The organism is Streptomyces sp. NPDC048636, assembly GCF_040650655.1.
Lineage (GTDB): Bacteria > Actinomycetota > Actinomycetes > Streptomycetales > Streptomycetaceae > Streptomyces.
Window position 1 is genome coordinate 24,319 of the sequence record NZ_JBEZHR010000004.1, and the last position, 15,296, is coordinate 39,614.

Here is a 15,296-nt window from a genome sequence, read left to right on the forward strand (position 1 = left end):
TCCTCGCCGGAAGCGATCCGAACCATGTGTGTCACCGCCACTCTGCTCACCTCGCCGGTCGGCACCCGACCCGCGGAGCCCCCACCGTCGGCGTCCATACCGGTCTCCGGACACGACGCCGTGCTGGCCCTGCCCGCCGAACCCGCTCTGGTCTGTTGCGCCCGCCACTTCGCCGACAACGTCCTCGCCCACTGGCAGCTGCCGCCCGACGAACGCGACGCGGCCGTGCTGGTCGTCGGGGAACTGGCCGCGAACGCGGCCCGGCACGGACGCGGCCGGATGACACTCCGGCTGACCCTGGACCCGGACGCCCTCCGCCTCGTGGTGTCCGACCACGGTCTGCTCCCCCGCCCCAGGCGCCCGCACACCGCTCCCGACCCCGATGAACACGGCCGCGGAATCCCCCTCGTCGAGACCCTCGCCACCCGGGTCGAAACCCGCCGCCACCACTACGGCCACTGGGTACGCGCCACCATGCCGGTGGCGGCGGCCCACCCGGCCCACCCGATGGCCGCGTAAGCGTGCGCGCTGAAATGTCCACCGCCGCACAGGGTGGACCGTGATCGCTTTCACACCGGCGATGTGATCGTTTGCCCGCACACTGGCCCTCATGTGGACGCAGATAGCGACGGCGGCCGGAGTGCTCGCCCTGTTGACCGTGGTGCCCGGGCCGGACATGGCCGTGGTCACCAAGCGCGCGATCGCCTCCGGGAGGTCGGCGGCGCTGCGCACCGCCGCCGGGATCACCACGGGACTGGTGGTGTGGGGCGTATGCACCGTCGCCGGACTCGCGGCGGTCCTCGCGGCCTCGGCCGAGGCGTACTTCGCCGTGAAGGTCCTGGGCGCGGTGTATCTCGCCTACCTCGGGCTGCAAGCGCTGTGGCAGAGCCGCCGCGCCGCGCCGGAGCCCGTCGAGCCGACGGGAGGCGGCGCGAAGCGCGCGTATATGACCGGGCTGACCACGAATATCCTCAACCCGAAGATCGCCGTGTTCTACACCGGGCTGCTGCCCACCCTCGCCCCTGACGGTCTGTCCACGGCGACCGGGATGGCCCTGCTGGTCGCGCTGCACGCGGTGCTGACCCTGGGCTGGCTGGGCGGCTACGCCTGCCTGGTGTCCCGGGCCCGCGGGGTCTTCCAACGACCGCGGGTCCGCCGGGTGCTGGACCGGGTCACCGGTGTGGTGCTCATCGGCTTCGGCGCGCGGATCGCCACCGAGACCCCCTGACGTCCGCGTCGGCGCCCCACGGCCACGCACGGCGGCGGGGGAGCCACCGGACCCTTACGGACCGGCCGCTCCCCCGCCACTCGCCCTACGGCAGGCTCAGACCACCGGGGCCGGGTACGTCGGGTACTCCACCCCGGAGACGTACTGGACCACGCGGATGACCTGGCACGAGTAGCCGAACTCGTTGTCGTACCAGAGGTAGAGGATCGCGTTGTCCCCGTCGACCTTGGTGGCGCCCGCGTCGACGATCGAGGCGTGGCGCGAGCCGATGAAGTCGTTCGAGACCGCGTCGGGGGCGCTGGTGAAGTCGATCTGGCGCTTCAGCGGCGAGGTCAGCGAGACCTCGCGGAGGTAGTCGAGCACCTCCCCGCGGGTGGTCTCGCGCGCGAGCCGCAGGTTGAGGATCGCGATCGAGACATCCGGCACCGGGACCCGGATCGAGCTGCCGGTGATCGGCGCCTTGAGCTCCGGCAGCGCCTTGGCCACGGCGGAGGCGGCACCGGTCTCGGTGATGACCATGTTGAGCGGCGCGGAACGGCCGCGGCGGTCCGCCTTGTGGTAATTGTCCAGCAGGTTCTGGTCGTTGGTGAACGAGTGGACGGTCTCCACATGGCCGCGCAGCACACCGTACTCGTCCGCCATCGCCTTCAGCGGCGGGACGATCGCGTTGGTGGTGCAGGACGCGCAGGACAGGATCTGCTCATCCGGCTTGATCATGTCGTGGTTGACGCCGTGCACGATGTTGGGGACATCGCCCTTGCCCGGCGCGGTCAGGACGACCTTGTCGACCCCGGGGCGCAGATGCTGCGACAGACCCTCGCGGTCGCGCCACTTACCGGTGTTGTCGATGAGGATGGCGTCCTTGACGCCGTACGCCGTGTAGTCGATCTCCGACGGGTCGTTGGCGTAGATCACCTTGATCTCGTTGCCGTTGGCGATGATCGTGCTGGTCGCCTCGTCAACGGTGATCGTGCCCTGGAACTGGCCGTGGATGGAGTCACGGCGCAGCAGCGAGGCCCGCTTGATGATGTCCTGCTCACCGCCCCGGCGGACGACGATGGCACGCAGCCGCAGCCCGTTGCCGGACCCGGACTTCTCGATCAGCAGCCGGGCCACCAGACGGCCGATACGGCCGAAACCGTAGAGCACGACGTCACGCGGCTCACGGCGCTCGATCTTGTTGTCCCCGGTGGCACCCGCGACGGCCTCGGCGGTGAACTCCTCCACCGACAGACCGCGGTCGTCGGTGCGGTAGGTCTCGGCGAGCAGGCCGAGGTCGATCTGGGACGGGCCGAGATCGAGGGTGGTCAGAGCCTGGAGGAACGGAAGGGTGTCGGTGACCGAGAGCTCCACCCCCGCGATCTGCCGGGCGAATCGGTGGGTCTTGAGGATGCTGACCACCGACTTGTTCACCAAGGAGCGGCTGTGAAGCAGGACTGTCACGTCCCGCTCCCGATGCAGCTTCCCGATGATCGGGATCATCGACTCCGCGATCTCCTCGCGGTTCTTCCAGTTTGTGAACGAGTCCTCGTTGACAGTCACAGTGCATCTTTCGAGCTAGGCGGTGCTCATATGCTACCCCCGCCATCACGATGATCCTTCAAACGCCCCCCTCGGGCGGGATTCTGTGACAGGACTCATCACCGGCCCGGGTGGGCCATCTGTACCGGTATGAGCTCTTATGTGGTGGTTCGCGGAGACCCGTACCTCTCAGGTCGCACGGCGGGCATCTCCGTTGCTACCACCGAGGTACGGAGAGCGGCGCTTCCGGCTGACGCGGCCCCGGCGCAGGGCGACTTAGCGTGATTTCCATGCCCGGAGGGGCGCCGCGAAAGGAACCCGCATGATCGAAGTAAAAGGACTGTCCAAGCGCTACGGCGACAAGGTCGCCGTGGACGACTTGAGCTTCACGGTCCGGCCCGGACACGTCACCGGCTTCCTCGGACCGAACGGGGCCGGGAAGTCCACCACTCTGCGGATGATCGTCGGCCTGGACCAGCCGACCTCCGGTACGGCCACGGTGTGCGGCCGCCCCTACCGGGAGCTCCCTCGTCCGCTGTGCACCGCCGGTGCCCTGCTGGAGGCCAAGGCCGTGCACAGCGGACGCACCGCACGCGAGCATCTGCGGGGGCTGGCCGCCTCCAACCGCCTGCCCAAACGGCGAGTTGACGAGGTGTTGGAGCAGGTCGGGCTGACCGCCACCGCCCGGCGGCGGGTCGGTGGCTTCTCGCTCGGCATGGGACAGCGCCTGGGCATCGCGGCCGCGCTCCTGGGGGACCCCGAGGTCATCATCCTCGACGAACCGGTCAACGGCCTGGACCCGGAAGGCATCCAGTGGGTGCGCGAGTTCATGCGCGGGATGGCCGACGACGGCCGTACCGTCCTGGTCTCCTCACATCTGATGAGCGAGATGCAGGACACCGCGGACCATCTGATCGTCATCGGCCGCGGCCGGCTGGCGGCCGACAGCTCGATGTCCGACTTCCTGGCGCGCAGCTCGCACAACGGTGTGGTGGTGCGTACGCCGCACACCGCACGCCTGGTCTCCCTGCTGCGCGGCGACGGAGCCACCGTCGACGCCCTCGTGGAGCGTGACCGCGGCCGGGGGACGGCTCCGGAGGACGATCCGCCCCTGGTCGTGAAGGGGCTCGACGCACGGCGGATCGGAGAGCTGGCCGGGCGGAACGGCCTGTGGCTGCACGAGCTGGCACCGCAGCGGGTGTCGCTCCAGGAAGCCTTCATGGAGCTCACCGCGGACGCCGTCGAGTACCGGGTGGGGCGGCCCGCGGCGGCCGCGAACAGCGGAGGTGCGGTATGAACACGGCCGGAGTGCACACGGTCGGGGCCGGTTCGGGCGGGGCGGAACACCGGGCGGTGTCCCCCGCGGGGGCGCGTGGCGACCGTGGCGCGCGGCCACGGTTCGTCGACGCGGTCGCCTTCGAGTGGATAAAGGCCCGGTCGATCCGGTCGACGTGGTGGACACTGGCGGCCGCCGCCTGCATCACCGTCGGCATCGGCGTACTCGGCGGCCACCAGGCACGCCCCTCCGACGACACCGGGAACGTCATGGGGAACATCCTGGTGGGTATCTCGCTGGGACAGGTGGCGGTCTGTCTCTTCGGGGTGCTGACGGCCACGTCCGAGTACGGCACCGGCTCGATCCGCAGTACGTTCACGGCGGTCCCCGACCGGCTGCGGCTGCTGGCCGCCAAGGCCCTGGTCGTCCTCACCGTCAGCCTCGTGGCGGGGATGGCCATCGTCTTCGCGACCTTCGCCGCCGGAACCCTGGCGCTGGAGCCGGGTGTCGAGGTCCCGTCCCTGTCGGACGGTGCGGTGCTGCGCGCACTGGTCGGCGGAGGCTGCTATCTGGCGCTGCTCGGGGTGTTCGCGCTCGCCCTGGGGCTGGTCCTGCGCGCTTCCGCGGGCGGGATCACCGCCGCCGTCAGCATCACCTTCATCCTGCCCACGGTGTTCCAGATGCTCGGCCGGAACGGCGAGCCGCTGCGCAAGTGGTGGCCGACCGACGCCGGACAGCAGATCCTCCGGGTGACACCGTCCTCGACGGATCTGGCACCGGTGCCGGGGCTCGGCTACTTCGTGGCCGCCACGGTCGTCGCCTTCGTCTTCGCGATGGCCCTGACCCGTCGGCGTGATGCCTGACGGGCATGTGCCCGGAAACCCCTGCGGTGACGGGCGGGGCCGCGGCCCCGCCCGTCACCGCTCGCGTCCCCGCGTGACGGCGGCGTACGGCGTGAGCAGGTGGCGGACGAGTGCGAGCGCGGCCAGGGACGCGGTGAGCGCGCACACGCCCCACCACCCGGCCCTGCCCCAGACCTGCGCACCGATCCAGGAACCGGCGCTGCCACCGAGGTAAGCGCAGGTCATATAGGCCGTGTTGAGCCTGGAGCGGGCGTCAGGACGTACGGCGTAGACCCGGGCCTGGTTGGCGACCATGCCGGACTGCATCGCGATGTCGAGGAGGAGGGTGCCGACGGTCACCGCCACCAGGCCCACCATGCCGCCCCGGGCCCCCACGGCGAGGACCGCGGCCGAGACCAGCACGCCGAGCAGGCAGATGAGGTTCACCGGATCGGGGCCGCGGCGGTCCACCAGCCGACCGGCGAACGGTGTGCACAGCATGGTCACCCCGCCGACCAGGGCCAGCAGTCCGACGGACTGGGCACCCAGCCGGTAGCCGGGGCCGGTGAGCAGGAACGCCAGACAGGTCCAGACGGCCGAGAACCCGGCGAAGGCCGTCGCCTGGTAGAGGCAGGAACGCCGCAGCTCACGCTCGGTGCGCAGCAGCCGCAGCGGTTCGGCGAGCAGCGCGGGGTAGGACTGCCGGGAGGCCGGGGTCGTCGTGGGCACCGTGAGCGCCAGAACGGTGGCGAGGAGCAGGGCCAGGACCGCGGCCACCAGATAGGGGGCGCGCCAGCCCAGCCATTCGCCGAGGGTGCTGCCGAAGGTACGGGCCAGCAGCATGCCACCGGTCGATCCGCTGAGCAGGGTGCCGATCACCGCCCCTCGGTGTTCGGGGGCCACCAGGGAGACCGCCAGCGGACCGACGATCTGCGCGGCCACGGTGGTCAGGCCGACCGCGGCGCTGGCGCAGACCAGCGGCGCCAGCGCCGGTGCGCAGCCCGCGGCGAGCAGCGCCAGACCGGTGAGGGCGAGCAGGACGACGAGGAAGGTGCGATGCGGGATCCGGTCGCCGAGTGGCACCAGCAGTACGATCCCGGCCGTGTAGCCGACCTGGGTGGCGGTCACCACCAGCGCGGCCGCGTCGGGTGACACATCGAGTCCGGTGGCCAGCAGCGGGCCGATGGCCTGCGGGAAGTAGATGTTGCCCACCGCCACGGCGCAGGTGAGGGCCAGTATCAGCATCATGCGGCGACCGGCCGTTCCCGGCACCGGAGTGGGGTGTGCCGTCGACGGCGTGTGGGTCAGGGGTGTCATGGGCGGAAGTCCACGGCACCGGTGATCAATCGCCAATCGATGTAGCGTATGCCTTAATGATCAGCTTTGAGCTCGGTGTGGAGGACCTCGCGGATACGCGGTTCGCCGTCTCGCCGCTGAACGAGACCGTGTTGAGTCTGCGGGTGCTGCGCGATCCGGGCCTCGCCGCGCTGCATCTCCCGTGGCGCAGATCCGTCCTCGGTCAACTCGGCACCGTGGACACGGCATTGCTGATGTCCTTGGTGGCGGAGCGGCTCACGCTGCCGGATTTTCTGACGCCCCGGCCCCTGAGCTTCGCCCCGGCCTTCGAGGACGAACTGGCCGTCGTCCGTCAGACCTCTCCCGAGCTGGTGCGCCGCGATCTGCTGGACACCCACGCGCCCGGTCCGCTCCCCCGCGCCCTGTACGACGCCACCGCCGAGGACGGCGCGACGGTGGCCGCGCTCCGTGACACCCTCTGCGAACTGCTGCGCCAGTACTGGGAGATCGCCATCAAACCGAGGTGGCCGCAGATGCGCCTCGTCGTGGAGGCCGATATGACCTACCGGGCGCGGCAGCTGGCCATGGGAGGTGCCCGGCTGCTCTTCGCCGATATGCACCCGAATCTGCGCTGGCACGGCGGTGTGCTGCGCATCGACAAGATGATCAGCGAGCACCATGTGGTGGCGTCCGGCCGGGGGCTGCTGCTCCTGCCCTCGGTCTTCGCCCACAAGCCCGCGCCGCCCCTCAGCCCGGAAGAGCCGCCGTCGCTGGTCTATCCCAGCCGGGGGGTGGCGACGCTCTGGGCGACACCGGTGGCCACCGACAAGACGTCCGCTCTCATCCCGCTCATCGGCGGGCCCCGGGCGAGACTGCTCGGTCTGCTGGAAGAGCCGCTGCCCACGGTCGAACTCGCCCGCCGCCTCGGGGTGACTCCGAGCGCCGTCTCCCAGCATCTGCGCGTACTGCACAGCACGGGGCTGGTGACCCGGGCACGCCATGGACGGCAGGTCCTGTACCGGCGGAGTGCGATCGGCGATGCCCTGTCCGACCGCCCGCCCCGGCCCGACCGCCCGCTCTAACCGCAGGACGGGCAGAGCCCCTGGTAGATCACCTCGGCCGCGGACACCGTGAAGCCGAACCGCTCCTCCACCGGGAGGGCGGCCAGCGGATCGCCGGTCGGGTGGACGTCGCGGATGGTGCCGCAGCCGGAGCACACCAGGTGCTGGTGCGGGTGGTGCGCGTTGGGGTCGTAGCGCTTGGCGCGACCGTCGGTGGAGACCTCTATCACCTCACCGAGGGAGACCATCTCTCCCAGGGTGTTGTAGACGGTCGCCCGGGAGATCTCGGGCAGCCGCCGGGCCGCGCGCGCGTGCACCTCGTCGGCCGTGAGATGCACATGATCGCCGTCGAGGACCTCGGCAACGACGCGCCGCTGGGACGTCATCCGCCAGCCGCGCCCGCGCAGTCGCTCCAGCAGGTCACTCATATCGGTTCACCTATTCAGGTTCGGTGGGTCTCCCGAAGTTTACCAATGGGCATCCGGGATCCGATCGGATATGGGTTTGGCGCACTTCTTGACTTAGATTCTGTCCATCGTAGGATCGGTTCCGGCGAGAGCCAAGAGACAGGAAGACTCCAGTACGACGGGAGAAAGAGACGTGACGGGATCACCGCCGAGCAGTTCCGCGGTGCAGGCCCTCGGGTGATGGCCTCCCGCGTCTCGCAGCTCGGGACGGTTCGGAGCGGTGACCACCTCGGTGTCGAGGCGATCGCCTCCGGAGCGTGCGCTCACGTGACTCCCCGTCTCCCTCCCGGTCGTGTACGAGGACCTCTGCCTGATCGCGTCCTACGACTCCGGCCTCCCGATCGCCCTGTCGATCGACGACGCCGAGGTCACCTCCCGGGGCCCGTGCCCCGACCGTTCCACCATCCGCAGTTCATGAGCACCGTGATCCGCTTGGTCCGGAAGGATTCCCATGTCTGAGAACCATGACGCAATCGTCGTAGACGCGAAGACGGAAGGCGAGGGTGGCTGCCCGGTCGCGCATGGGCGCGCTCCGCACCCGACACAGGGCGGCGGAAACCGGCAGTGGTGGCCGGACCGGCTGAACCTGAAGATCCTCGCCAAGAACCCGGCCGTGGCCAACCCGCTCGGCGAGGAGTTCGACTACGCCGAGGCGTTCCAGGGCCTCGACCTCGCCGCCGTGAAGCGGGACATCGCCGAGGTGCTCACCACCTCGCAGGACTGGTGGCCGGCCGACTTCGGCAACTACGGCCCGCTGATGATCCGTATGGCCTGGCACAGCGCGGGCACGTACCGCATCAGCGACGGCCGCGGTGGCGCGGGCGCCGGTCAGCAGCGCTTCGCCCCGCTGAACAGCTGGCCGGACAACGGCAACCTGGACAAGGCCCGCCGTCTGCTCTGGCCCGTCAAGAAGAAGTACGGCCAGGCCATCTCCTGGGCCGACCTCATGGTCCTCACCGGTAACGTCGCCCTGGAGACGATGGGCTTCAAGACCTTCGGCTTCGCCGGTGGCCGTGAGGACGTCTGGGAGTCGGAGGAGGACGTCTACTGGGGCCCCGAGACCGAGTGGCTCGGCGACGCCCGCTACACCGGCGACCGTGAGCTGGAGAGCCCGCTCGGCGCGGTCCAGATGGGCCTCATCTACGTCAACCCCGAGGGCCCCAACGGCAACCCGGACCCCATCGCCGCGGCGCGTGACATCCGTGAGACGTTCCGCCGGATGGCGATGAACGACGAGGAGACCGTCGCACTGATCGCCGGTGGTCACACCTTCGGCAAGACCCACGGCGCCGGTCCGGCCGACCACGTCGGCGACGACCCCGAGGCCGCGGGCCTCGAGGAGCAGGGCCTCGGGTGGCGCAGCACCTACGGGACCGGTAAGGGCGGCGACGCCATCACCAGTGGCCTCGAGGTGACCTGGACCAGCACTCCGACCCAGTGGGGCCACGAGTTCTTCAAGAACCTCTTCGAGTACGAGTACGAGCTCACCCAGAGCCCGGCCGGTGCCAACCAGTGGGTGGCGAAGAACGCCGAGGCCATCATCCCCGACGCGCACGACCCGTCGAAGAAGCGTCTCCCGATGATGCTCACCACCGACCTGTCGCTGCGTTTCGACCCGGTCTACGAGCAGATCTCGCGCCGGTTCTACGAGAACCCCGAGCAGTTCGCGGACGCCTTCGCGCGCGCCTGGTACAAGCTGACCCACCGCGACATGGGCCCAGTCGTCCGCTACCTCGGCGCCGAGGTGCCCTCCGAGGTGTTGGTCTGGCAGGACCCGCTGCCCGCGCGCACCGGTGAGGCCATCGACGCCGCGGACACCGCCGCGCTCAAGGAGCAGGTCCTCGCTTCCGGTCTGACCGTCCCGCAGCTGGTCGCCACCGCCTGGGCCTCGGCCTCGTCCTTCCGCGGCAGCGACAAGCGCGGTGGCGCCAACGGCGCCCGTCTCCGTCTGGAGCCGCAGCGCGGCTGGGAGGTCAACAACCCGGACGAGCTCGCCCAGGTGCTCCGCACCCTGGAGGGCATCCAGGAGTCCTTCAACTCCAAGGGCGGCAAGCAGGTCTCGCTGGCCGACCTGATCGTCCTCGCGGGCAACGCGGCAGTCGAGAAGGCGGCCAAGGACGGCGGCGTCGAGGTCGAGGTACCGTTCTCGGCGGGCCGGGTGGACGCCTCCCAGGAGCAGACGGACGTCGAGTCCTTCGCCGCCCTGGAGCCGGGTGCCGACGGCTTCCGCAACTACGTGGGCAAGGGCAACCGCCTGCCGGCCGAGTACCTGCTGCTCGACAAGGCCAACCTGCTCACCCTGAGCGGCCCGGAGATGACCGCCCTCGTCGGTGGCCTGCGGGTCCTGGGCGCCAACCACGGCGGTTCGAAGCACGGTGTCCTCACCGACCGTCCGGGCACCCTGACCAACGACTTCTTCGTCAACCTGCTCGACCTGGGCACGACCTGGAAGTCCACCTCCGAGGCGCAGGACGAGTTCGAGGCCCGTGACGCGAGCGGCGAGGTCAAGTGGACCGGCACCCGCGCCGACCTCGTCTTCGGCTCCAACTCCGAGCTGCGCGCGCTCGCGGAGGTCTACGCGAGCGATGACGCGAAGGAGAAGTTCGTGACCGACTTCGTCGCCGCGTGGGTCAAGGTGATGAACCTGGACCGCTTCGACCTGGTCTGATCGGTCCGATCGCTCCACCACGTCCAGGCCGGCCCGCAACGGGCCGGCCTGGACGCTTTTCGTCCGCGCTCCGCGCCCTCGGCCTAGGGGGCGGGGCGGGCGGCCCGCGCGGTCAGCTCCGGTGCGATCCGGGCGCACAGGGCGGTGAACTCCTCGAGGTGGCGGGCGGCGAAGTCGGCCGCGTGCCAGGTCTCCGGCCGTATGTCGCCCTCGCGCCAGATATAGGCCCGGCCGCGGTCGCCGGAGGCCAGGGTGATCTCGCGCAGCTCGTACTCGTCGTCCTCGAACGCGTCGAGGATCTTCCATTCCGTGGGGCTCAGGTCGGTGAGCAGCACACCGGGGGCCGTGCTGCCGGGCGCGGGTACGAGGCCCGGGTAGACACGGCGCTCGAGGGCGGCGGCGCGCCAGCCGGGGGCGGTGGCGGGTGAGCTCCGGGGCAGCCGTCCGAGCAGCCGGGTGAGTACGCCCTCGAACTGGAGGGTGCCGTAGACGAACAGCGTGTCGGGCCCGTCGGCGAGGCGACTCAGCAGGGCGGGGTCGGGGCCGGTCGAATGCTCGACGGGGGTGGCCTCGTGCACGTATCTCTCCGTTCCGTCCGAGGGAGCGGCGGCGGCATATCGGGTCCGCCCGGTACGGAAAGCATGTCAGTGCCCCTCGCGCGCCCCGCGCCCGGCCCTGGGCGGCACACACCTCCAGGCGAGACCCGCGGCGATCAGATAGGCGAGGGCACCGACGGCCATGCTCAGCCGCAGTCCCCCGCCGTAGGTGGCGGCCGTGGCGAGCAGGGTGCCGCCGAGTGCCACCCCGGTGGCGCTGCCGAGCTGGCGGGTGGTGTTGAACAACGCGGACGCGGTGCCCGAGTACGCCGGTGGCGCGGCGCCCATGATGGTGGAGGTCGAGCCGGTGAGGGCGAAGGAGGTGCCGAATCCCGCCGCCATCATCGGGGCCACCAGCAGGGGGTAGCCGGGGTCGTCGCCCGCCGCGGCCCAGCCGCCAAGACCCAGGGCGGCCAGCAGCATGCCGCTGATCACCAGCGGACGGTCGCCGGTGCGCCGGGTCAGCCGCCCGGACAGGACGGAGGCGAACATCGTCATCGCCACCGCGGGGAACAGCGCCACTCCGGTGAGCAGGGCGCTGAAGCCGCGCTGGTGCTGGAAGTCCAGGCTGGCGGTGAACACCATGCCGTAGAAGCCGAAGTTGAAGAGCAGCCCGATGACGGCTCCGCCGCCCAGCGCGCGCGAGCGCAGCAGGCTCGGTGGCAGGGCGGGGGTACGGGCCAGGTGCTCGCGCACCACGAACGCCACGGCGGACACCGCGGCCAGCGCCATCCCGGCGATGACGGCCGGATCGGACCAGCCGCGCCGGCCCGCCTCGTTGAGCGCGGCGGTCAGTAACGCCACGGCCGCCACGACCGCGCACTGCGCGGGCCAGTCGAGGGCGCGGGTGGTGAGCCGTGGGGAGGGTGCGACATGGCGCAGGGTCAGTGCCAGACAGGCGATGCCGACGGGCAGATTGATGAGGAACACCCATCGCCAGCCCACCGTGGAGACCAGGAGTCCGCCGAGCAGCGGTCCGGCGGAGGCCGCGACGCCCGCCACCGAACCCCACAGCCCGAAGGCCCGCGAGCGGCCGCCCGGATCCGGATACGCCTGCTGGAGCAGTGCCAGCGAACCGGGCACGATCAGCGCCGCGCCGAATCCCTCCACCGCCCGGGCCGTGACCAGGAACGCCGCGCTCGGCGCGAAGGCACACGCGGCCGAGGAGACGGTGAACACCGCCGTACCGGTGCAGAAGATCCGGCGGTTGCCCAGCCTGTCCCCCAGCGCACCGCCGGTCAGCAGGAACCCGGCGAAGACGAGGGTGTAGCCGTCGGTGATCCACTGGATACCGGTGAGCGAGGCCGACAGCTCCCGGCCGATCACCGGTACCGCCACATTGATGACCGTCACATCCAGGATCACCATGAAGTACCCGGCACAGACGGCCAGCAGCGGGACCAGGCTCCGGCTGGACGCGGGTGGCCCCTCACCACCGGCCGACTCCGCGAACGCCACGTCGCCACTCCCTCCCGTGCACGAAGGCCCTAGACAAAGGCCGCGACAAGGGATGGATACCACAAACCCCCGCTATCGCGACCTCAGCCCGGCGGGCCAGGCCGTCCGTCCCCGACACGCCGGGGACGGACGGCCACACGGTGTGGTTCGACCGGGTGCCTCGCTCCCCCTAACCCGTACGCCGCTTCAGCAGCGCCTTGATCGCGTACACATCGCTGTTGTTGAACGGACCGCTCCGGGTGTCCCGGTACAGGGCGTTGGCGGAGAAGTAGCTCATATTGACCGCCCGTGGATCCTGGGCGAGTTCGACGCGGTAGGTGTGCCCCTTGGCGAGCCGCGCCGAGACGTAGGTGGAGCCACGGACGGTCTGCCAGCTTCCGGTGTTGGGCATGGCGATGACCTTCTCGGCGACCAGGCGCCCGGTGGCCTCGTCGTGGACGCGCAGCATCTTCATCCCGCTGCCGACACCGGTGTTGATCGGGCCGCCGACAGCCGCGTCCGCCTGGAGCAGATAGTCACCGTCGGCCTTGGGGGTGATGCGGGCGGTGATCCTGTCCTTGGGCCCGGTGCCCCAGTCCGCGTAGTGCACACCGTGTTCGCCGTCACTGCGGTGGCCGCCGATGACGTCGAAGTCCTCAGCGGTGACCTTGGTGACGCGGTCGTCGTGCGGGCCCCAGGAGCAGCGTGGCTCGGCGTGTTGGGAGGTGTTGCCGGTGGCGGTGTAGCGCAGCCGGACGCTGTAGCAGTGCGAGACCCTGTCCGGGTTCGCCATGCGGTCGGTCCAGGTCGGCCACGCCCCGGTGACCCGCTGGTTCCGGGCGATGACCCGGCCGTCGCGGACGACGTCCATGGTGACCTTGGAGGGGTGCTCGTCGCCGATGCCGAGGGACAGCCGGGTCCGGCCGCCGGCGGCGGTGACCTTGCGCACGGTCGGGGTGCCCGGTCCGTACAGCGCCTCCTTGGAGGAGACGTCCACCGGCTTCGGCGCGGGCGTCGCCGATCCGTGGCGCGGCGGGGCGAGTTCGATGACCAGTTTCGCGGTGCCGTCCCCCAGCATGTCCTCGGTGATGGGCGTACCGGCGGGCAGTCGCTTCCCGTTCAGCTTCAGCGAGGTGACCCGGAAGGCCCCGGCCTTGGCCCCGGCGGTGTCCTTCGGGAGGTCGAGGTCGATGTCCAGGGTGTGGCCGCGGTAGCTCAGGTTCTTCAGGGCGGCGCTGTCGCTGCCGCGCAGGTAGCTGTCGCGGAGTTGCGCCGGGAGGAAGGGCTTGATGTGCAGCCCGTCCCGGCGCGCGTCGATACCGAAGAGGCTCTGCTGCACCATGGACAGCATTCCCGCGACGCTCCACAGCTGCCGATCGGAGTTGATCTCCGTCTTGGTGCCGCCGTCGAGGAGGTTGATGTTCTCCTTGTTGGTGCCGAACAGCGCCGCTCCCCGCACCAGTGACCGCGCCTGGAGCGTGGCCACCCCGTCGTTTCCGGTCTTCGCGGCCGCGCGCATCAGGTAGGCGGTGACGAAGGGCCAGATGGCGTTGTTGTGGTAGGCCGGTACGCCCTGCTGCTGCGGCCAGAGGACGGACGGACCGTACGGGGTCTGCGGGTAGTGGGCCACGGCCTGCCGGGCCTGGCGCGGGGTGGCGACACCGGTGAGGACGGCCAGTGAGGTGCCCAGCGCGTCGTAGCGCCGCACCGGTGAGGTGTCCAGCTCCGTGGTGAGCATCTGGGAGAACTGTCCCTGCTCGGGCAGCCAGAACGCGGAGCGGATCGCCGAGGTGAGCCGGGTGGCCCAGCGGCGGTACTTCGCGGCGGCCGCGGTGTCGCCCGCGTCGGCCGCGAGACGGGCGGCGGCGTCGATCGCCGCCCGGTGGACGACGTTGGTCGACAGCGACCGCGAGGTGGCGATGGTGGCCACATCGTCCTTCGTCCAGTCCGGGTAGCTCTGCTCGCGCCAGTCCAGGAAGGAGTGTTCGCCCTTGTAGAGGCCCTGGCGCGGATCGTAGACGACCTTCCGGTCGTGTTCGACGGTGTTGCGGATGGCGTCATAGGCCTTGCGCGCGAACGGTTCACGTTCGCCGTCCGGGAGCCAGTCGAGTATCTCGCTCGCCCCCAGCGCCCACACCACGCGGTCGGAGGAGCTCGGGTAGCTGCCGCCGGTACCGGTGTCCTGGATGATCTGGGTGTCCCCGGAACCGTCACGGCGGTCGCTGAGCTTGAACGCGAGGGTGTTGCGCATCCGTTCCGGGTCCGCCGGGGTCAGCCCGAGGTCCGCGGAGTAGGAGACATCTCGTGTCCAGACGTAGGTCCACGACTTGCCGGTGATGTAGCAGCCACCCGGGCACGGCACCGGCTTGCCGTCGTTGTACGCGTCGTCGGTGAGCTGGTCGGTCTCGTTCCGCCGGGCGTCGTCGTGGGCCATCGCGTACAGCCCGTCCAGCAGCACGGAGCCGGACCGCAGCGTCGGCCGGTCCGCGCTCTCGCTGAAGGTCCGCTCCCCCGCCACCGAGCTGACCAGCTTGTACGTACGCAGGCAGCCGTCGCTGACATGAGTGACGGTCAGCGTCGCGGAGCCGGTCCCGTCCGCGAACCGTCCGCTCTCGCCGGACGGCCCGCAGCGCGCGGGCCCTTCGGCTGCGGCCCGTGCGGGCGCTCCGGCCGCGGGGACGGCCACACCGGAGGCGGCCACCACCGCGACGGCCACCAGGCCCCGGCCGATCAGCTCCGCTTTTCTGCGCTGTCGGATACGCAGCATCTGTTCACCTTTTGAAGAGAAGAAGGGGAGAGTTCAGAAGTCAGCTACAAGAATTGCGGTGAAGTTAGCCCTGTGTCACAGACGCGTCAAGAGATCCGTCAGGGTTGCCCGGCCAGCTCTACGGTCGGTCGCCACGC

13 protein-coding genes and 1 pseudogene are annotated in these 15,296 nt (G+C 70.4%); 8 read left to right on the top strand and 6 right to left on the bottom strand.

Going from position 1 to position 15,296, the window contains the following annotated elements; translation table 11 throughout:
* Positions 1 to 24: 24 nt before the first annotated feature.
* Both AB0C66_RS13410 and AB0C66_RS13415 read left to right on the top strand, forming a co-directional pair.
* Entirely contained in the window at positions 25 to 519 is a 495-nt protein-coding gene (locus AB0C66_RS13410; RefSeq protein ID WP_362436730.1) for an ATP-binding protein, read from the top strand.
* A gap of 91 nt (positions 520 to 610) precedes the next feature.
* Positions 611 to 1,228, top strand: coding sequence for a LysE family translocator (locus tag AB0C66_RS13415; protein ID WP_362436732.1), 618 nt, complete (start codon positions 611 to 613; stop codon positions 1,226 to 1,228).
* Positions 1,229 to 1,324: 96 nt separating this feature from the next.
* Here AB0C66_RS13415 and AB0C66_RS13420 read toward each other — a convergent pair whose 3' ends face one another.
* Entirely contained in the window at positions 1,325 to 2,770 is a 1,446-nt protein-coding gene (locus AB0C66_RS13420) for a glyceraldehyde-3-phosphate dehydrogenase (RefSeq protein WP_362436734.1), read from the bottom strand.
* Positions 2,771 to 3,071: 301 nt separating this feature from the next.
* Between AB0C66_RS13420 and AB0C66_RS13425 the strand changes: the two genes are divergently transcribed.
* Positions 3,072 to 4,046, top strand: coding sequence for an ABC transporter ATP-binding protein (locus AB0C66_RS13425; RefSeq protein WP_362436736.1), 975 nt, complete (start codon positions 3,072 to 3,074; stop codon positions 4,044 to 4,046).
* On the top strand, positions 4,043 to 4,888 hold the full coding sequence (locus AB0C66_RS13430) for an ABC transporter permease (RefSeq protein ID WP_362436738.1): 846 nt from the start codon (positions 4,043 to 4,045) through the stop codon (positions 4,886 to 4,888). The genes AB0C66_RS13425 and AB0C66_RS13430 overlap by 4 nt, the downstream gene beginning before the upstream one ends.
* A 54-nt stretch (positions 4,889 to 4,942) precedes the next feature.
* Here the strand turns inward: AB0C66_RS13430 and AB0C66_RS13435 are convergent, their stop codons facing one another.
* A complete protein-coding gene (locus AB0C66_RS13435; RefSeq protein ID WP_362436740.1) occupies positions 4,943 to 6,115 on the bottom strand; it encodes an MFS transporter in 1,173 nt (390 codons plus the stop codon).
* A gap of 125 nt (positions 6,116 to 6,240) precedes the next feature.
* Between AB0C66_RS13435 and AB0C66_RS13440 the strand changes: the two genes are divergently transcribed.
* On the top strand, positions 6,241 to 7,245 hold the full coding sequence (locus AB0C66_RS13440) for a helix-turn-helix domain-containing protein (RefSeq protein ID WP_362436742.1): 1,005 nt from the start codon (positions 6,241 to 6,243) through the stop codon (positions 7,243 to 7,245).
* Here the strand turns inward: AB0C66_RS13440 and AB0C66_RS13445 are convergent.
* On the bottom strand, positions 7,242 to 7,652 hold the full coding sequence (locus tag AB0C66_RS13445) for a transcriptional repressor (RefSeq protein ID WP_362436744.1): 411 nt from the start codon (positions 7,650 to 7,652) through the stop codon (positions 7,242 to 7,244). The two genes, AB0C66_RS13440 and AB0C66_RS13445, sit on opposite strands and share 4 nt — an antisense overlap.
* A 219-nt stretch (positions 7,653 to 7,871) precedes the next feature.
* Here AB0C66_RS13445 and AB0C66_RS13450 point away from each other — a divergent pair.
* The 3 genes and pseudogenes from AB0C66_RS13450 to katG form a co-directional block, all read left to right on the top strand.
* Positions 7,872 to 7,946, top strand: a pseudogene (locus tag AB0C66_RS13450) (transcriptional repressor); the annotation flags it as partial.
* 37 nt (positions 7,947 to 7,983) lie between these two features.
* Positions 7,984 to 8,109 (top strand): hypothetical protein, encoded by a 126-nt coding sequence (locus AB0C66_RS13455; protein WP_362437399.1) that lies wholly within the window; start codon positions 7,984 to 7,986, stop codon positions 8,107 to 8,109.
* A gap of 33 nt (positions 8,110 to 8,142) precedes the next feature.
* Positions 8,143 to 10,359, top strand: a complete 2,217-nt coding sequence (katG, locus tag AB0C66_RS13460) for a catalase/peroxidase HPI (protein ID WP_362436746.1) — start codon at positions 8,143 to 8,145, stop codon at positions 10,357 to 10,359.
* Positions 10,360 to 10,442: 83 nt separating this feature from the next.
* Here the strand turns inward: katG and AB0C66_RS13465 are convergent, their stop codons facing one another.
* From AB0C66_RS13465 to AB0C66_RS13475, 3 genes are all read right to left on the bottom strand, one after another.
* The gene (locus AB0C66_RS13465) at positions 10,443 to 10,937 is read right to left on the bottom strand and encodes a gamma-glutamylcyclotransferase family protein (RefSeq protein ID WP_362436748.1); all 495 of its coding nucleotides are present in this window, start codon (positions 10,935 to 10,937) and stop codon (positions 10,443 to 10,445) included.
* Positions 10,938 to 11,003: 66 nt separating this feature from the next.
* Positions 11,004 to 12,413 (bottom strand): MFS transporter, encoded by a 1,410-nt coding sequence (locus tag AB0C66_RS13470; RefSeq protein ID WP_362436750.1) that lies wholly within the window; start codon positions 12,411 to 12,413, stop codon positions 11,004 to 11,006.
* Positions 12,414 to 12,582: 169 nt separating this feature from the next.
* On the bottom strand, positions 12,583 to 15,159 hold the full coding sequence (locus AB0C66_RS13475) for a hypothetical protein (protein WP_362436752.1): 2,577 nt from the start codon (positions 15,157 to 15,159) through the stop codon (positions 12,583 to 12,585).
* Positions 15,160 to 15,296: the final 137 nt, after the last annotated feature.